At 66.1% G+C, this 14,511-nt stretch carries 13 protein-coding genes and 2 pseudogenes; 10 read left to right on the top strand and 5 right to left on the bottom strand.

All coding sequences use genetic code 11. The features are described 5' to 3' along the window. A partial coding sequence (locus ACO0LV_RS18265) for an IS481 family transposase (protein ID WP_424788533.1) occupies positions 1–987 on the bottom strand: 987 nt, incomplete at its 3' end. Between the two features lie 142 nt (positions 988–1,129). Between ACO0LV_RS18265 and ACO0LV_RS18270 the strand changes: the two genes are divergently transcribed. After that, positions 1,130–1,585 (top strand): AAA family ATPase, encoded by a 456-nt coding sequence (locus tag ACO0LV_RS18270; protein WP_424789351.1) that lies wholly within the window; start codon positions 1,130–1,132, stop codon positions 1,583–1,585. A 20-nt stretch (positions 1,586–1,605) separates the two neighbouring features. Further along, a complete protein-coding gene (locus ACO0LV_RS18275; RefSeq protein WP_424789352.1) occupies positions 1,606–2,331 on the top strand; it encodes an ATP-binding protein in 726 nt (241 codons plus the stop codon). A 267-nt stretch (positions 2,332–2,598) separates the two neighbouring features. On the opposite strand, the gene ACO0LV_RS18280 is transcribed toward ACO0LV_RS18275, so the two are convergent. Further along, the gene (locus ACO0LV_RS18280) at positions 2,599–3,171 is read right to left on the bottom strand and encodes a flavodoxin family protein (protein ID WP_424789353.1); all 573 of its coding nucleotides are present in this window, start codon (positions 3,169–3,171) and stop codon (positions 2,599–2,601) included. 302 nt (positions 3,172–3,473) lie between these two features. Between ACO0LV_RS18280 and ACO0LV_RS18285 the strand changes: the two are divergent. From ACO0LV_RS18285 to ACO0LV_RS18295, 3 genes and pseudogenes are all read left to right on the top strand, one after another. Next, a pseudogene (locus tag ACO0LV_RS18285) lies at positions 3,474–3,590 on the top strand (zinc-dependent alcohol dehydrogenase); the annotation flags it as partial. Between the two features lie 32 nt (positions 3,591–3,622). Beyond that, positions 3,623–4,639, top strand: a complete 1,017-nt coding sequence (locus tag ACO0LV_RS18290) for a magnesium and cobalt transport protein CorA (protein WP_424789354.1) — start codon at positions 3,623–3,625, stop codon at positions 4,637–4,639. Positions 4,640–4,796: 157 nt separating this feature from the next. Continuing rightward, positions 4,797–5,366: pseudogene (locus ACO0LV_RS18295) on the top strand (recombinase family protein); the annotation flags it as partial. Between the two features lie 166 nt (positions 5,367–5,532). On the opposite strand, the gene ACO0LV_RS18300 reads toward ACO0LV_RS18295, so the two are convergent. Then, positions 5,533–5,934, bottom strand: a complete 402-nt coding sequence (locus tag ACO0LV_RS18300) for a type II toxin-antitoxin system VapC family toxin (protein ID WP_424789355.1) — start codon at positions 5,932–5,934, stop codon at positions 5,533–5,535. Continuing rightward, complete coding sequence (locus ACO0LV_RS18305) at positions 5,931–6,161, bottom strand: DUF1778 domain-containing protein (protein WP_424789356.1); 231 nt, start codon at positions 6,159–6,161, stop codon at positions 5,931–5,933. The genes ACO0LV_RS18300 and ACO0LV_RS18305 overlap by 4 nt, the downstream gene beginning before the upstream one ends. A 275-nt stretch (positions 6,162–6,436) precedes the next feature. On the opposite strand from ACO0LV_RS18305, the gene ACO0LV_RS18310 reads away from it, so the two are divergent. The 5 genes from ACO0LV_RS18310 to ACO0LV_RS18330 all read left to right on the top strand — a co-directional run bounded on the left by ACO0LV_RS18310 (position 6,437) and on the right by ACO0LV_RS18330 (position 12,345). Continuing rightward, complete coding sequence (locus tag ACO0LV_RS18310) at positions 6,437–7,729, top strand: MFS transporter (protein WP_424789357.1); 1,293 nt, start codon at positions 6,437–6,439, stop codon at positions 7,727–7,729. A 203-nt stretch (positions 7,730–7,932) separates the two neighbouring features. Next, entirely contained in the window at positions 7,933–10,020 is a 2,088-nt protein-coding gene (locus ACO0LV_RS18315) for an MMPL family transporter (protein WP_424789358.1), read from the top strand. Next, positions 9,986–11,239 carry a sensor histidine kinase gene (locus tag ACO0LV_RS18320; RefSeq protein WP_424789359.1) on the top strand — a complete coding sequence of 418 codons (1,254 nt, stop codon included), beginning with the start codon at positions 9,986–9,988 and terminating at the stop codon, positions 11,237–11,239. Before ACO0LV_RS18315 ends, ACO0LV_RS18320 begins: the two co-directional genes overlap by 35 nt. Then, positions 11,236–11,856: a response regulator gene (locus ACO0LV_RS18325; RefSeq protein ID WP_424789360.1), complete on the top strand. Its 621-nt coding sequence runs from the start codon at positions 11,236–11,238 to the stop codon at positions 11,854–11,856. Before ACO0LV_RS18320 ends, ACO0LV_RS18325 begins: the two co-directional genes overlap by 4 nt. A gap of 36 nt (positions 11,857–11,892) precedes the next feature. Further along, positions 11,893–12,345 (top strand): DUF2871 domain-containing protein, encoded by a 453-nt coding sequence (locus ACO0LV_RS18330; RefSeq protein WP_424789361.1) that lies wholly within the window; start codon positions 11,893–11,895, stop codon positions 12,343–12,345. Between the two features lie 805 nt (positions 12,346–13,150). On the opposite strand, the gene ACO0LV_RS18335 is transcribed toward ACO0LV_RS18330, so the two are convergent. Further along, positions 13,151–14,511: IS1380 family transposase (locus tag ACO0LV_RS18335; RefSeq protein WP_424787592.1), on the bottom strand; the 1,361-nt coding region annotated here is incomplete at its 5' end.

A 14,511-nucleotide genomic window follows, 5' to 3' on the forward strand; every position in this document is an offset into this window, starting at 1 on the left:
TGTACCCAGCCAGGACGTTGGTGACACTCGGCTGATCGGGGGTAGGCCGCCGAGTGCGCTGTGGCGGCGTTCAGTGTTGTAGGTGTGCAGCCAGGGCGCAAGGGCGTTGCGGCGGGCCTGGTTGCTGGTGAAGAGGTGGCGGTAGGCCCACTCGGTCTGCAGGGTGCGGTTGAACCGCTCCACCTTGCCGTTTTGCCAGGGGCAGTGGGGTCGGATGAACTTCTGCACCGCCCCGAGGTCAGCGACCGCGTCGATGAAGGCACGGCCGTGGCGGTAGGCGAAGGCGTTGTCAGTCATCACCCGCTCGATCCCCACGATGCCCATGGCGGCGAAGTAGTCTGCCGCCCGGGCCAGGAAAGCGGCGCAGGTGGTGGCTTTCTCATCGTCGTGGATCTCGGAGTAGGCCAGGCGGGTGTGGTCATCGACCATGGAGTGGACATAGTCATAGCCGATGCGCCGGGTCTTGTCCTTGGTCTTGTTCGCAGCGGCTCGCCCGTGGGCGCGCCAGCCGCCACCGTGGGGGATCTTGCCCAGTTTCTTCACATCCACGTGGACCAGCTCCCCGGGCCGGTCGCGCTCATATCGGGTCGCGGTGGCCTTGGAGGCGCGGATCTGCTCACCGGTCATCGGGTCCAACTCCCGCAGGTAGGGCACCTGCGCCCGGCGCAGCACCCTGGCCACGGTACGGGCCGGCACGCCCAGTTCGGCGCCGATCCAGTCTGGCCCGCGACGGTACTTGCCTCGACAGGCCAGGATCTGCTCGGCCACCCGGGCCGGGATTGCTCGTGGGCTGTGATGGGGGCGGCTGGAGCGCTCGGCCAGACCATCTGGGCCGTAGGCGTCGTAGCGCTTGAGCCAGCGGTGGGCACACTGACGAGAGATCCCCATCGCCTTGGCAGCATGGGCCACCGCCCACCCTTCCTCGCGCACTCGCTGGACCACCAACCGGCGGCCGTGGACGGTCAGGCGGGCATTACGGTGGGACATGAGGACCTCCGGGAAGTAGATGTGGACTGTCGACAAGCCACACCTCACCCGGAGGTCCTCCTCACGTCAACGAACCAAGCCGGCGAGTGTCACCAACGTCCTGGCTGGGTACAACTAGAGGCTCTGCGAACTTGCCGACCGCATGAACGGCATCGGCGCAGTTCTGATCGAGGGGCCGAAGGCGTGCGGTAAGACGGCCACGGCGTTGCGCATCGCCAAGTCCACAGTGCGATTAGATGAGGATGAGTCAGCCCGGATGGCCCTGACGCTGGCACCCGACCAACTGTTCGACCAGCCCACCCCAATCCTCTTCGATGAGTGGCAAGTTGAGCCGGCAATCTGGAACCGTGTCCGCCGGAACGTCGACGACCGCGGCCAGCGAGGGCTCTACATCCTCACTGGATCGGCCACTCCGAAGGACGACGCCAAGCGCCACTCCGGCGCCGGCCGCATAGGCACACTCCGAATGCGCCCGATGAGCCTGTTCGAGTCGGGGCACTCCAGTGGCGATGTCTCCATGCGCAACTTGCTCAACGGCCACACCCAGACGGGGTCGGGCGCGGCCCTCAACTTCGAGGATCTGATTCGGCAATCGTGATAGGCGGCTGGCCGAGCCTGATGGATGCCGATGAGCACGAGGCCCGCTCGTGGCTGCGCGACTATCTCACCCAGATCGCAGAGGTCGACATCCACGCGCTCGGTGCCCGCCGTGACCCCCGCAACATCAACCGCCTCATGGCCGCACTTGCTCGTTCCGCCGGGCAGGCCGTCAAGGTCACCGAGTTGGCGAAGGACGTTGGAGGCCCTGAGGGGCCAATCGCACGAGACAGTCTGTATGCATATCTGGATGCCTTGGAGCGGCTCCATTTGACCGAGAATGCTGAGAGTTGGCGCCCGCATATGCGCTCTCGGACCCGGCTTCGCGCAGCGCCTATTCGTTATTTCGTCGACCCTTCGGTAGGGCTGGCTGCATTGGGGATCGGAAGTGCTGAACTTCTCGCAGATCTCAGGGCCACTGGTTTCCACTTCGAGTCCCTCGTTATGAGGGATCTGCGCATCTACACCCAGCCACTGGCTGGCACGATCGGTGCATGGCGGGACTCTGACGGCAACGAGGTCGACGCGGTCGTCAGTCTCCCTGGTGACAGGTGGGCGGCGTTCGAGGTCAAGATGAGCCCCACTGCTGTCGACGAAGCAGCCGCGAGCCTGCTCCACTTCGCGTCGAAGATTGACGTCAGCAAACACGGCGCACCAGGAGCACTGGGTGTCATCACTAGCACCGGGTACGCCGGAAGGCGCCCTGACGGAGTCCATGTCATTCCGATATCGGCGCTGGGCCCCTGAGCCGACACTTCGCGCAAGTCCCGTGTGTCTCGAACCTGGTGTCACAACTGCAGCCAGCCCATGGCCTTTGGTATGTCGTCGGTTCCTTTGGCCCTAGTCCGTCGTCATAGGTCTGTACCTGTCATCGAAGTTGCGGTGTTGAGTGCGGCGCCGCCGAGCATCATGTCACCCACGACCACGGCCACGTGCCGAGGCCATCGTGGCCCACCTGCTCCAACTGAACCGGCGGGTAGTTCAATGCCGGATGTATGGGCGTGGGCGGCTGCGTCAGTGCACCTGGGACGCCCCCTCCGCTAGCCGGTCGGCGAGGTCGGTGCCCCAGGACCGGGCGCGGTCGATCTCATCGGCAAGGAGCGGCCCCTCGTACCCGTGGACGTAGAAGCTCTCGGGTTCGACGAGGAGCGTGGCGCCGTGCCGACGGAGCAGCTTGGCGGCCTTCTTGCTCGCGGCGCCCGGCAGGTTGGGGTGGCGGACGTGGGTGTCGAAGGCCGCCACAGGCGGCCGGATCTTGCCGGCCGCCTCGATCCATTCCCGCAGCCCGGCGTCGCCCGGGTGGCCTCCGCGTCGGGCGGCGTCCTCGCGGGTCTGCGGGCGGCTCAGGCCGAAAGCGTGTGTAGGGGCGCCGACGACGAGAAGGTGGGTGTCCAGGGCGTCGGCGGGCGGTGCCGCACCGACGTCGAGGACTGTGACGTTGACGCCGGCTTGAGTAGTCACGCCGACGGCAACCGCCTCAGCGACTGCCTTGGTGTTCCCCCAGGCAGATTCGTAGACGATGGTGACATCCATGGTCGGTGTGCTCCTCTCGTACAGAAAGCTGACCTGCACGAGCACCACAGCCACCCCGGTCCTCCTTGAGGTCGAGCGTTGTGTGGTGCCGGTAGGCCGTTGGCTCGGTCAGAGTGTTCACTGGACTCCTCGGTCACTCCCACTCTCCTCCGCGGGCGCGCGGACGCAACCGACTAAAGTCCTTGGACATGCAGACGTCGCCGGTAATCCCGGCGCGCGGGCGCGCCGCCATCGGCGTAGAGCGCAGGTATGGGCCACGGTCCTGCTCGCAGGGCCGTCGACCGTGGTTCACTGGCGTCGTGCCGACATCGGTGCTCCGGGACCCGATCGGGCCCCGGGACCCGAGAGGAGCGACGATGACCGGCTACAAGGGCTTAAAGGTGACAGACACCAAGCCCGGAGGATGGGTGCTGATCTCCGGCATCGGAGGGCTCGGCCACATCGCCGAGCAGTACGCGGTCGCCATGGGGCTGAACAGCCGACGGCACCTGGGACGAGGGCACTCATGAGCGTGATCGCCAGCGCCATCTACGTCGACGGCCTACCGGTCGCCACACCGGACAGCCTGGAGCAGACCCTCGAACTGCTTCATCAACATGGTGGCATGGCCTGGGTGGAGCTCTACCGGCCCACCTCCCAGGAGGTCAGCGTCATCGCGGGCGAGTTCGGCCTGCATGGGTTGGTCGCGGAGGACACCGACAAGGCGCACCAACGGCCCAAACTGGAAAGATACGGCCACACCCTGTTCACGGTGCTGCACCCTGCTCGATACCTCGAGGATGTCGAACAGGTCGAGTTCAGTGAACTGCACGTATTCACCCGTCCTGGTCTCGTCGTCACCGTCAGGCGACAGGCGGCACCTGATCTCGACCGGGTCAGGCACCGGCTCGAGACCGACCCGGACATTCTCCGTCTCGGTCCCGAGGCGGTGCTCTACGCGATCCTGGACGAGGTCGTGGACCAGTACGGCCCGGTGGTGGTCGGCCTGGAGAACGACATCGACGAGATCGAGGACGAGCTCTTCGACAGCGACCCGGCGGTCTCACGCCGAATCTACGAACTCTCCCGTGAGGTCATGGCTTTCCAGCGCGCCACCCACCCCCTGGTGGGCATGCTCGAAGGGCTCGAGCAGAGTTTCGTCAATGACGACGTGGACGTGGAACTGCGTCACCGGCTTCGTGACGTCCATGACCACACGTTGCATGTGGTTGAACGTGCCGACGCGTTTCGGAGCCTGCTGCAGAACGCCCTGGCGGTCAACGCCACCCTGGTGGCCCAGCAGCAGAGCGAAGAGACGCGTCGAGTCACCGAGGCCACCTACCAACAAAGCGAGCAGGTCAAACGGATCTCCTCATGGGGGGCGATCCTCCTCGCCCCCACCCTGGTCGGCACCATCTACGGCATGAACTTCCACCACATGCCAGAGCTCGATTGGGCCTACGGCTACCCCCTCGCCCTGCTCGGGATGGTCGCTCTCGGTGCGGTCCTGTACGCCGTGTTCAAGAGGCACCACTGGCTATGAGTCCCCTTGGTTGCGGGCCGTGTCGGACGCACCCGACTAACGAGGCACTTGCACACCGAGTAGGAAAGGTAGTCGCTGGTGGTGTCGGGCTCTGCCCGACGCCCGAGCCGACCACATTCGGTGGCGCGGCCGGGCCGATCCCTTAGGGAGGTGCGCCATGAGCGCACTACTTGTCGGGTATGCCCGATGCTCCACCGATCAGCAAGACCTCACCGCGCAACGCGATGCCCTGCTCAGCCTCGGCGTCGAGCTCGAACGCATCTACGTCGATCACGGTCTGACCGGCACCAACCGAGAACGCCCTGGACTGCGCGAGGCCCTTGCCGCGTGCCGGGCTGGGGACACCCTGGTGGTCACGAAACTCGACCGCCTGGCCCGGTCCCTGCCCGATGCGCGGGCGATCGCGGAGGAGTTGACCGCCCGACAGATCAGCCTCTCGCTCGGCGGCTCGGTCTACGACCCGACCGACTCAGTCGGTCGTCTCCTGTTCAACGTGCTCGCCATGGTCGCGGAGTTCGAGTCCGACCTGATCCGGCTGCGCACGGTCGAGGGCATGAAGGTCGCCAAAGCCAAGGGTCGGCTGAAGGGCAAGCAGCCCAAACTCAGCCGAAAGCAGGAAGCGCATCTGGTGTCGCTGGTGCACAGCGGCGAGTACAGCACTCTCGAGGTCGCCGAACTTTTCGGTGTCGGCCGCTCTACCGTCTATCGCGCCATCCAACGCCAACGGCTGGCAGCCAAGGCCGAGACTCGCGGACGCGTCGGCACGAGGCTGAACGTTCACCTTGACGGCGTCCCGCTCCGGACACCCTCGCGGGACGCCGTCAAGCGAGTTTCCCTCGAAGCCAGCCACGAGAGCGGCATCCCGATGAAGGATCGACCATCGAGACGAGCAGTCAGGTGATCAGCTGAAACGAGCAGCGCGGTCCGCTTGCCCCGGCAAACTTCCTGTCACAGGTAATGAGATTGCCGTCCAGCCGCTCGGCTAGGGCAACGTACGCCGCGTCGTAAGCGGTGAGGTTTTCGCGCAACTCCCAGATTCGCTGTAGCAGCGGTGCGAGCGGCATCCGCCGAATGGGGAAGCCCGCCAGATGCCGCAACGCCGCCGGGACGGACGCCCGCAGGGTGGTATTCGGCCGGCTCAGGCCGCGCAGTGCTGACACGATCTCGGCGTCTAAGTGAGCCGGTGCGAACAGCGCGTCACCAGCCGCCAGCCGAGCCGCAACTGCCTCCCGTCGCGGATCGTCGGCCGCATAGAAGGCGACCAGGGCGGAAGCGTCGACAACGGCAAGGGTCATGATGCCTCGCGCACCTCCCGCACCGCGGCGGCCGCGTCCTCGATGGTCACACCGCTACCCTCAGGGGGCTGATACGACGCGACGTAGTCGTCGAGGCGCGTCACCCTCGCGACTTCTGCAAGCCGCTCGACGACGAACGCCGACAGCGACTGTCGGTTGGCCTCGGCCGCCCGAACTAGCGCCGCATACACATCCTCAGGCACGTCTCGCAAGTTCATCCGCCTCATGGTGCCAGTGTGGCACCAAACTGTGCTAGTTGTCGATCCCGAACCGGACACTCTCGTCTTGGTCGCTACCCAACTGCCGTCGCTTACGCGCGCGTCGACCCCGAGGAGTTCGGCGTCGAGGACGTCCGAACCTGTCGCCGAGCAATGGGCACGGCTGGGCCACAGGAACGAGCAGAACATGCCGTCGCTCTTGTTGAACGATCCTCCCAGCCATACCGGTGGGCGGGTCACCTGGGTGGGCAGGCGCCACTGCTATACACGTCAGCATGCCCTCGGTGAGCAGAGACAGGAGTGGCGGGGTCCACCGGGTCCGGGACTTTCGTCGGCTGTGGTTTTCGAACGTGTCGCAGGAGGTTGGACGACAGCTCGGCACGCTTGCGCTGTCGGTGACGGCGGTGGTCGTCCTCGAGGCGGCCGCCTGGCAGGTCGGACTGATCACCGCGCTCGGGACGAGTGCGTATCTAATGATCGGTCTGCCCGCTGGGGTGTGGGTGGACCGATGGAGGAAGCGCCCGGTACTGGTCACCGCTGACCTACTGCGAGCGGGTGCGACGTTGAGCGTCCCGGTAGCTTACATTGCCAATTGGTTGACCATCGAGCACTTGATGCTGGTGGCAGCGGTCATCAGCTTCACCTCGGTTTTCTCCGACACGGCCCAGACGGCGTTCGTGCCCACGATCGTTGGGCCGGCGAACGTCTCAGAGGCCATTGCCCGTCTGCAGTCCACGGACACCACCATGCAGGTGGTGGGCCCCGCGTTGGCCGCGGCTCTCCTGACGCGGATGGCTGCGCCGCTGCTCTACGTCATCACCGCGGTTACCGGCGTGCTCTCCGCGGCGGCTGCCTGGTCCATCCGCGCGCCTGAACCGCAGCAGAATGGCGTGCGGCACCCGCCCCTTCACAAGTCCATCGGTGACGGGTTCAACTTCATCCGTCGCCATCCGGCCCTGCGGGTCTTCATGGTCACCAATGCCCTGATCAATACGGGCGCTGGTGTCTTTGCGACCCTGATCGTGCTCGTCGCGTTAGACGACTTCGGGCTCACGGCGAGCAACTATGCGCTGGCGGGGTCTATCGGTGCAACCGGAGGCATCCTGGGATCGCTCATCGCGATGCCTATCCGGAACCGGCTCGGCGCAATCCGCACCATGCTGGTCAGTTACTGGCTGCTGCCGCTGGCCGGTCTCATCCTTCCGCTCGGGTATGTCCTTCCCGCGCCCGGCGCAGTCTTCGTCGCAGCTACGAGCTTCTCCTTCGGGTCGGTCGTGGTTGTCTCCTCCATCAGCGCAGCTGGCCTGCGCGCCGAGGTCACCCCACCGGACATGATGGGTCGCGTCTCGTCGGCCAACCGCTTCGTCACGTTGGGAGCAATGCCGGTGGGAGCCCTGCTCGCTGGGCTGCTGGCCAGCCCACTGCCCTACGGTGTGGTGCTGCTGCTATCCCCGTCCTTGATGACCGTCGCCGCGACGGTCTTCCTCATATCCCCGTTACGTGCCCATCGAAACCTCCCCGAGGAGTGGAAGCACCGCGAGCAGAGAGGGCAGCCGTCGGCCGTGCCCGCCCCTTGATGAACGCGGTCCCGTAGAAACCTCGTAACTGCCTGCGCACCCGGGTGATGCTGGCGGCCCTGCGCTGGCGACCGTCCCGATTCAGGATGGTCAGCGGTGACCCTGGCAGCCTGAGGTGATCGGCCGTATCAACCATTTGGTTGATCTTTTCTTCGGTCGTGCCCCCGATGATTGCCCGTGCCGTGCCTGATGTAGTTGTTGGCATGGCCGATTTCCTTGCTCGCTCCCGCCTCTCCGACATGTTGACCTCGCGTCGGGGGGCTCGGGTCGGTATCGGCGTGGTCGTGGTGGTGCTGGTGGCGCTCTTCGGTCTGTTCGGTGGGGCAGAGGCTCCCCAGCGCACTGCACATGCGCCTGTTGCCTCCGAGTCACACCAGGTGGGCGAACTACTGGCCACATTCCCGGACGCGGATGTGCAGTCCGTCCTGGTGGTCGGCTCGCGCGCGGACGTCGGAGTGCTGACGGCAGCCGATGTTGAGTCCCTTGAGTCCCTTGTGCCCGTCCTGAGTTCTTCGGCCGGTGCTGAGGCCAACGGGCCGATGGTGAGCGAAGACGGACAGGCCGCTGTCATCGTCGTGCCGATCACCGTAGGTGAGAACGGCTCGCAGATCGTCGAGGAACTGCGTTCCGACATCGCCGCCGAGGCCCCGGGTGGCCTGGTTCTCCAGGTGACCGGCGGACCGGCCTTCGGGGCGGACGTGGCCTCGGCGTTCGAGGGAGCGGACGTCACTCTCCTGCTGGTGACGATCGCCATCGTGGCGATCCTCCTGATCGTCACCTACCGCTCACCCATCTTGTGGCTTGTTCCGCTGATCGTGATCGCGATCGCCGATGGGTTGGCCGGACGGCTGACCGCTGCGGCGGGTTCCGCGTGGGGCCTGGCCTTCGACGGAGGCATCATCAGCGTGCTGGTGTTCGGCGCCGGCACGAACTACGCATTGCTCCTGATCTCTCGCTACCGCGAGGAGCTCCTGACAACACAGGACCATCGGTTGGCTCTGAGCAGGGCGTGGCGCAAGACCGTGCCGGCGATCCTGGCCTCGAACGTCACTGTGGTGCTCGCCTTGCTGACCTTGGTCCTGGCGGCGATCCCGATGACCCGCGGGCTGGGCGTCCCTGCCGCGATGGGTCTGCTGATGGCGTTGGCTGCCGTATTGTTCGCGCTCCCACCTCTGTTGGCAGTTCTCGGCCGCAAGATCTTCTGGCCGTTCATCCCCCGTCCCGGCGCGACTCCTCGGCAGGGCCGGGCGTGGCGGGCAGTGGCCTCGCACGTGGTACGGCGCCCGGGCACGAGCCTGTTGGCAGCTCTCGCGCTGCTAGCCGTGATGGCCACCGGCCTGTTCGGTACATCGGTCGGGCTGGACCAGTTCGAGAAGTTCCGCGTGCAGTCCGAGTCGGCCACCGGCCTGGAGGTCCTGTCGGAGCACTTCCCGCCTGGTGAGGCCCAGCCGATCTTCGTCGTCACCGACAGCGAGCTCACCGACGACGTGCTCACCGCGATCGAAGGCGTGGAGGGTGTCGTGCGGGCTCACCCGGCCGGGACGACCGCCGACGGGAGGCTGACCAGCATCATGGTGACCAGCGCGTACACGCCGGGCACCGACCAGAGCCTCGACCAGGTCGAGGCGCTGCGCGCGGCCGTCCACGGTGTGCCCGACGCCGATGCCCTGGTCGGTGGAGCCGTCGCCGAGGACATGGACGCCCGGGTGGGCAATGAGCAGGACCTCGTGCTCGTCGCGCCGCTGGTGCTCGCGGTGTGCCTCTTGGTCCTGGTGATGCTCTTGCGGTCCGTCGTTGCGCCCGTGCTGCTGCTCGTGGTGAACCTTGTCAGCGCCGTTGCCGCGATCGGCGCTGGAGCATTCCTGAGCCGGGCGCTGTTCGACCAGCCGGCACTGGACCTGCAGGTCCCGCTGCTCGCCTTCCTGTTCCTGGTCGCTTTGGGGATCGACTACACGATCTTCCTCGTGCACCGTGCCCGAGCCGAGGCCGAGAGGCTCGGCACCCGCGCTGGGATGGTCGAGGCGGTCGCCAACACCGGTGGCGTCATCACCAGTGCCGGGATCGTCCTGGCGGCCGTCTTCGCCGCGCTAGGAGTGTTGCCTCTGGTGACGCTCAGCCAGCTGGGGCTGATCGTGGGGCTGGGAGTGCTCGTTGACACGCTCATTGTCCGTACGGTGATCGTTCCAGCGATCTTCAGCCTCGTGGGCGAGCGCATCTGGTGGCCTGGCCACCTCAAGTTGAGCGGAGAATCGGCACATGAGTCTCGTGAGTTCACCGCTGTCGCGCACTGAGCCGGCCGGATCGGCGCCCACGCCGAGCACCGTGCGGGCCATGGAGGTTGGCCAGCACCTCTTTGCCGGTGTCCTGACCGTGATCGGTGTCATCCGCGCGATCGGTGTGGGAGTCATGCCCGCGGCGGCGGTCAGCGCGGGCGTGGCGATCCTGGTCTGGCACGTCGCCGGCACGATCCTGCCGTCCAAGGTCCGCTCCTGGCCTCTGGTCTTTGGGTGGCTCATCGGGTTCGCCCTCGTGTGGGCAGCCGCCGTTGCCGTGTCGGCTGAGTTCGTCTGGTTGTCGTTTCTGCTGTGGCTGCTGGCCGGGCACCTCCTGCCCCTCCGATGGGGCCTGGTGTTCTCCCTCGTCGTCTTCGTCGTCGTCGTGACCGCCCCGATCCTCCACTACGGCACGACGAGTTACGCCGACGTCTTCGGTCCGCTTATCGGCGGGATCTTTGCCTTCGGCATCTCCCGCGGTTACCTGCGGCTCCTGCATGAGGCGGCCGAGCGGGAGCAGCTCGTCGCCTCGCTCACGCGTGCGCAGCGGGAGATGGCCGAGTTGCAGGACGAGTTGGCCCTGGCCCAGCGCCAATCCGGAGCAATTGCCGAACGGATTCGGATCTCCCGGGACATCCACGACACCGTCGCCCAGGGGCTGTCCTCGATCCGGCTGCTCGCCCACGCAGAAGCCAACCGCACCGAGGACTCCTTGGTCACGCGCACGCTCAGCCAAGTCGAGACACTTGCCGGGGACAGTCTCACCGACGTGCGCAGGATTGTCGCAGCCCTCACACCGGCCGAACTGGAGGAGGACGCGCTGGCCGCTGCGCTACAGCGCATGCTCGACCGACTCCGCCAGGAGACCGGGATTCAGGCTGAACTCCATGTCGATGACACGTTGCCGACCATGCCGACCGAGGTCGAGGTCGCGCTGCTACGCACCGCGCAGTCCGCCCTGGGCAACGTCCGCCTGCACTCCTCGGCCTCCCAGGTGGTCATGAGCCTCATCGACGCCGAGGACTCCGTGCGCCTCGACATCATCGACGACGGCACCGGCTTCGACATCACCGCCTGGGAACAGTGCGGCGGCGGGCCCTCCTCGAACTACGGGCTGCAGTTCATGCGTTCCCGTCTGCGCGAGCTCGGCGGCGGCCTCGACGTCGAGAGCACCACCGGCGAGGGCACCGCTATCTCAGTGCACCTACCCATCCACCCCGTCCAGGAGAAGCCATGACGACCACCGTCCTGCTCGTCGATGACCACCCGGTCGTCCGCAGCGGGCTGCGCGCCGTCCTCGACAACGGGGAGGCCGTGCAGATCGTCGGTGAGGCTGCCACCGGCGAAGAGGCGATCACCCTCGCCGCACACCTCCGCCCCGACGTCGTCCTGTGCGACCTACGACTGGGAACCGGGATCGACGGTATCGAGAGCACCGCAGCCCTGCGCGCACTCAACCCGGCCCCAGCCGTCCTCATCCTCACGACTTTCGACCGGGACGCCGAGATCCTCGGTGCCATCGAAGCCGGCGCCGCGGGCTACCTCCTCAAGGACGTCGCACCCGACGTCATCATCGACGGCATCCAGCGCGCAGCCGCCGGCGACATGGTCCTGGCGCCCGACCTGGCCTCACGCGTGCTGCGCGGCATGCGCAACCCGCTGCCCCGGCTCACCGCGCGCGAGATCGACGTACTCAAGCTCCTGGCCACCGGCTCCACGAACAAGGAGATCTCCCGCGCCTTGTTCGTCACCGAGGCCACCGTCAAGAGCCACCTCAACCACATCTTCACCAAGCTCAACGTCGACAGCCGCTCCCGAGCCGTTCACCTGGCACAACAGACCGGGCTCATCTAGCGCCCGACGACATCTCCAACTGAAGGACCCCACCCCATGAAGAAGCTGTTCTACGCCTCGTTCGCCTACATGCTCGTCGGCGTCGGCTCCGGCCTGTTCTACCGCGAGTTCACCAAGCTCAACGACTTTCCCGAAGGCCAGTTCACCCAGCTCGGCCTCGCCCACACCCACCTGCTCACCCTCGGATCCATCGTGCTGCTCATCGCCCTCACCCTCGAGAAAGCATTCACGATCTCCAACAGCAAGAAACTGTTCGACTGGTTCTTCGGGCTCTACAACGCCGGAGTGATCCTCACCTCCGCGATGCTCATCGCGCACGGATCCCTCACCGTCCTGGGCCAGGAGTCGAGCAGCATGATCGCCGGCATCGCGGGCCTGGGTCACATGCTCATCACCGCCGGAATGATCGTCTTCTTCCTCGCACTCCGTCGCGCTGTTCTTCGCCCTGCGGCGACCCAGAACGTTCCCATTCAGGCCGCAAGCGCATGAATTCCCCCGACCCACACCTCGTTCCGCCGATACCAGATAGTCCCCCACTTTTCGGCTAAGACACGGTGCCCTTCGCGAGCCACGCACTATGCCTGGCCATGAAGCGCTGATCGCACTGACCAGAATCGCACTCATGGAGTGCCGCTTCGGAGACTCGACGCGCGCAGACTTCAGCGGGATGAGGCCCCGCTTCCTCCTGATCAACTCCTTGGAATCCCACGGTGAAGTCACCTAACGCCCCGGCACGCCACCCAGAGCCGAGGTACACGCTCGTCGTCCGCCTCAATCCGAGATACCGCACCGCGGGTCTCCTCAAAGTCCTCTCCGTGCTGCACGCGCGACGCGTCACCATCCACCACATGCAGTACGGCACAGGCGCCGACCAGGCGAACGTGGCAACTGTGGAGTGCTCGCTAGGACCTACCGGAGTGGAAACGGTCTGCAGGAGCATCGCTAACGCCGCGCCAGTCCTAGCCGTCAGCAGCCGTACCGCAACAGCAGACTGGCCCAAATAGGGCGCGCAGACGCGGCATGACGCGCAGGGTCTCCTATCCGAAGTCAGACCAACCGTCGTCCCGGTGGAGATCGCCCGCCGGGACGCCCCAGCGCTGCGCAAGACGCCAAATCATTCCGAGCGGCTGCTGGCTGAAACCACGCCACTGCTTAGCCTCGATCCACCGATGGGGCGATAAGGCGAGTTGATCTGGGCTGAGATGCTCGAAACGCTGCAAGGGCAGGGGTAAATCGCCGGTCTGTCCGGCTTTTCCACTTGGGGTTCCTTGGTCGTCGGTGCAGGAGTTGGCGCTCAGGTGGATGGTGCTCGGGCCGGCAGGACGTGGTCGTAAAGGTTCGTCCAGGCCTGGTGCCAGGGCCAGTTGGTTGGCAGATGTAGTCGCAGGCGCCGGGCTGAGGAGGCCACCCGGGCGGGGATGTTGATCAACTTGCGCCGGATCGTGGCGGTGTGGGCCCGGGCCAGGTCAGCGGCCCGGGTGGTCGTGGCGGCGGCGCGGGTGAGGTTGAAGGCCATAACCGCGCAGACCAGCCAGGCGGCGTTGGCGTTGAACACCCCTGAGGGCAGGTGCGCCAGCGGCCCGGCCTTCAGATCGGCGTGGACGTTTTCGATGATCGCGTGGGCCCGGTGGACCTGATCAGCAACCACAGTGTCGCGCTCGTCGGTGCTGCTGGTGGTGAAGAAGGCGTGGAAGCGCCACGTTTCGAACAGGGCGCCCTGCCCGGTGTCCTTCTTCGGGTTCAATTCTGGGATGCGGCGCACCACCAGACGCCCGGGGATGTGCTGGGCCTTCTTCTTGGAAGTGAAAGCGGTGTAGTCGATCTCAGCAACTTCAGCCCGTGAGATCCACTTGCCGGTAGCCTCATCGAAGATCGCCTCGGTGTACTTGATCGTCTCCCACGCCGACTCGGCGATGGCGGCGATGGCGCGCTTGATCGCCGGGTCCATCCGCACTGTGATCGACACCTGCGCTCCGGCCTTGTGGCAGGCGGCCACCAGTTCTTGGGAGTAGAACGCCGCATCGCCGCGCACCAGCACTGCCCGTCCGGCCAGATGGGTGCGCTTGATCAGCGCCAACGTATCGGTAGCCAGTCGCTGGGCCCCGCGGGGTGAGCCGGTGGAGCCCTTGCGGAGCCGCTGGGCGGCGATCACCGGGGAGAAGGAGGCGCCCGAGACGGTGGCCAGCAGTGCGTTCAGCCCGCGGACCCCGGAGTAGCCGAACCCCGCGCCCTGCTTGGCATAGCCGTGGACTTCGATGATGGTGTCATCGATATCGACCATCACCGGCCCGGTATCGGCGGCATCGCCGAGCAGGTCGGCGTGCTGGGCCAACTTGCCCAGGAACCGCGAGGCGATCGCATCGCCTTGGCGCACGTGCCCGAAGGTGAAGGACCGCAAGAACGACCCCAGGGTCGAAGGCGCGTAGGGGCGGGTGAAGATCTTGCCCATCGCCCCATGACGTAACAGGGCCATGTCATCGATACTGTCCGCCCCGGCGGCCATCGCGGCCACCAGCGAGGAGATCTTCGCACCAGCATTGGCACCCTTGTCACCAGCGATACTTAACCGCTCCTGCGCCAGAACACTCAGGTCGGCTTTACGGGCCAGGGCCATCAACGGCACCAGCCCAGCGGCCGACACGAGATTGGGGTCAT

The organism is Pseudactinotalea sp. Z1739 (genome assembly GCF_049725055.1).
Taxonomy (GTDB): Bacteria; Actinomycetota; Actinomycetes; order Actinomycetales; family Beutenbergiaceae; genus CALKWS01.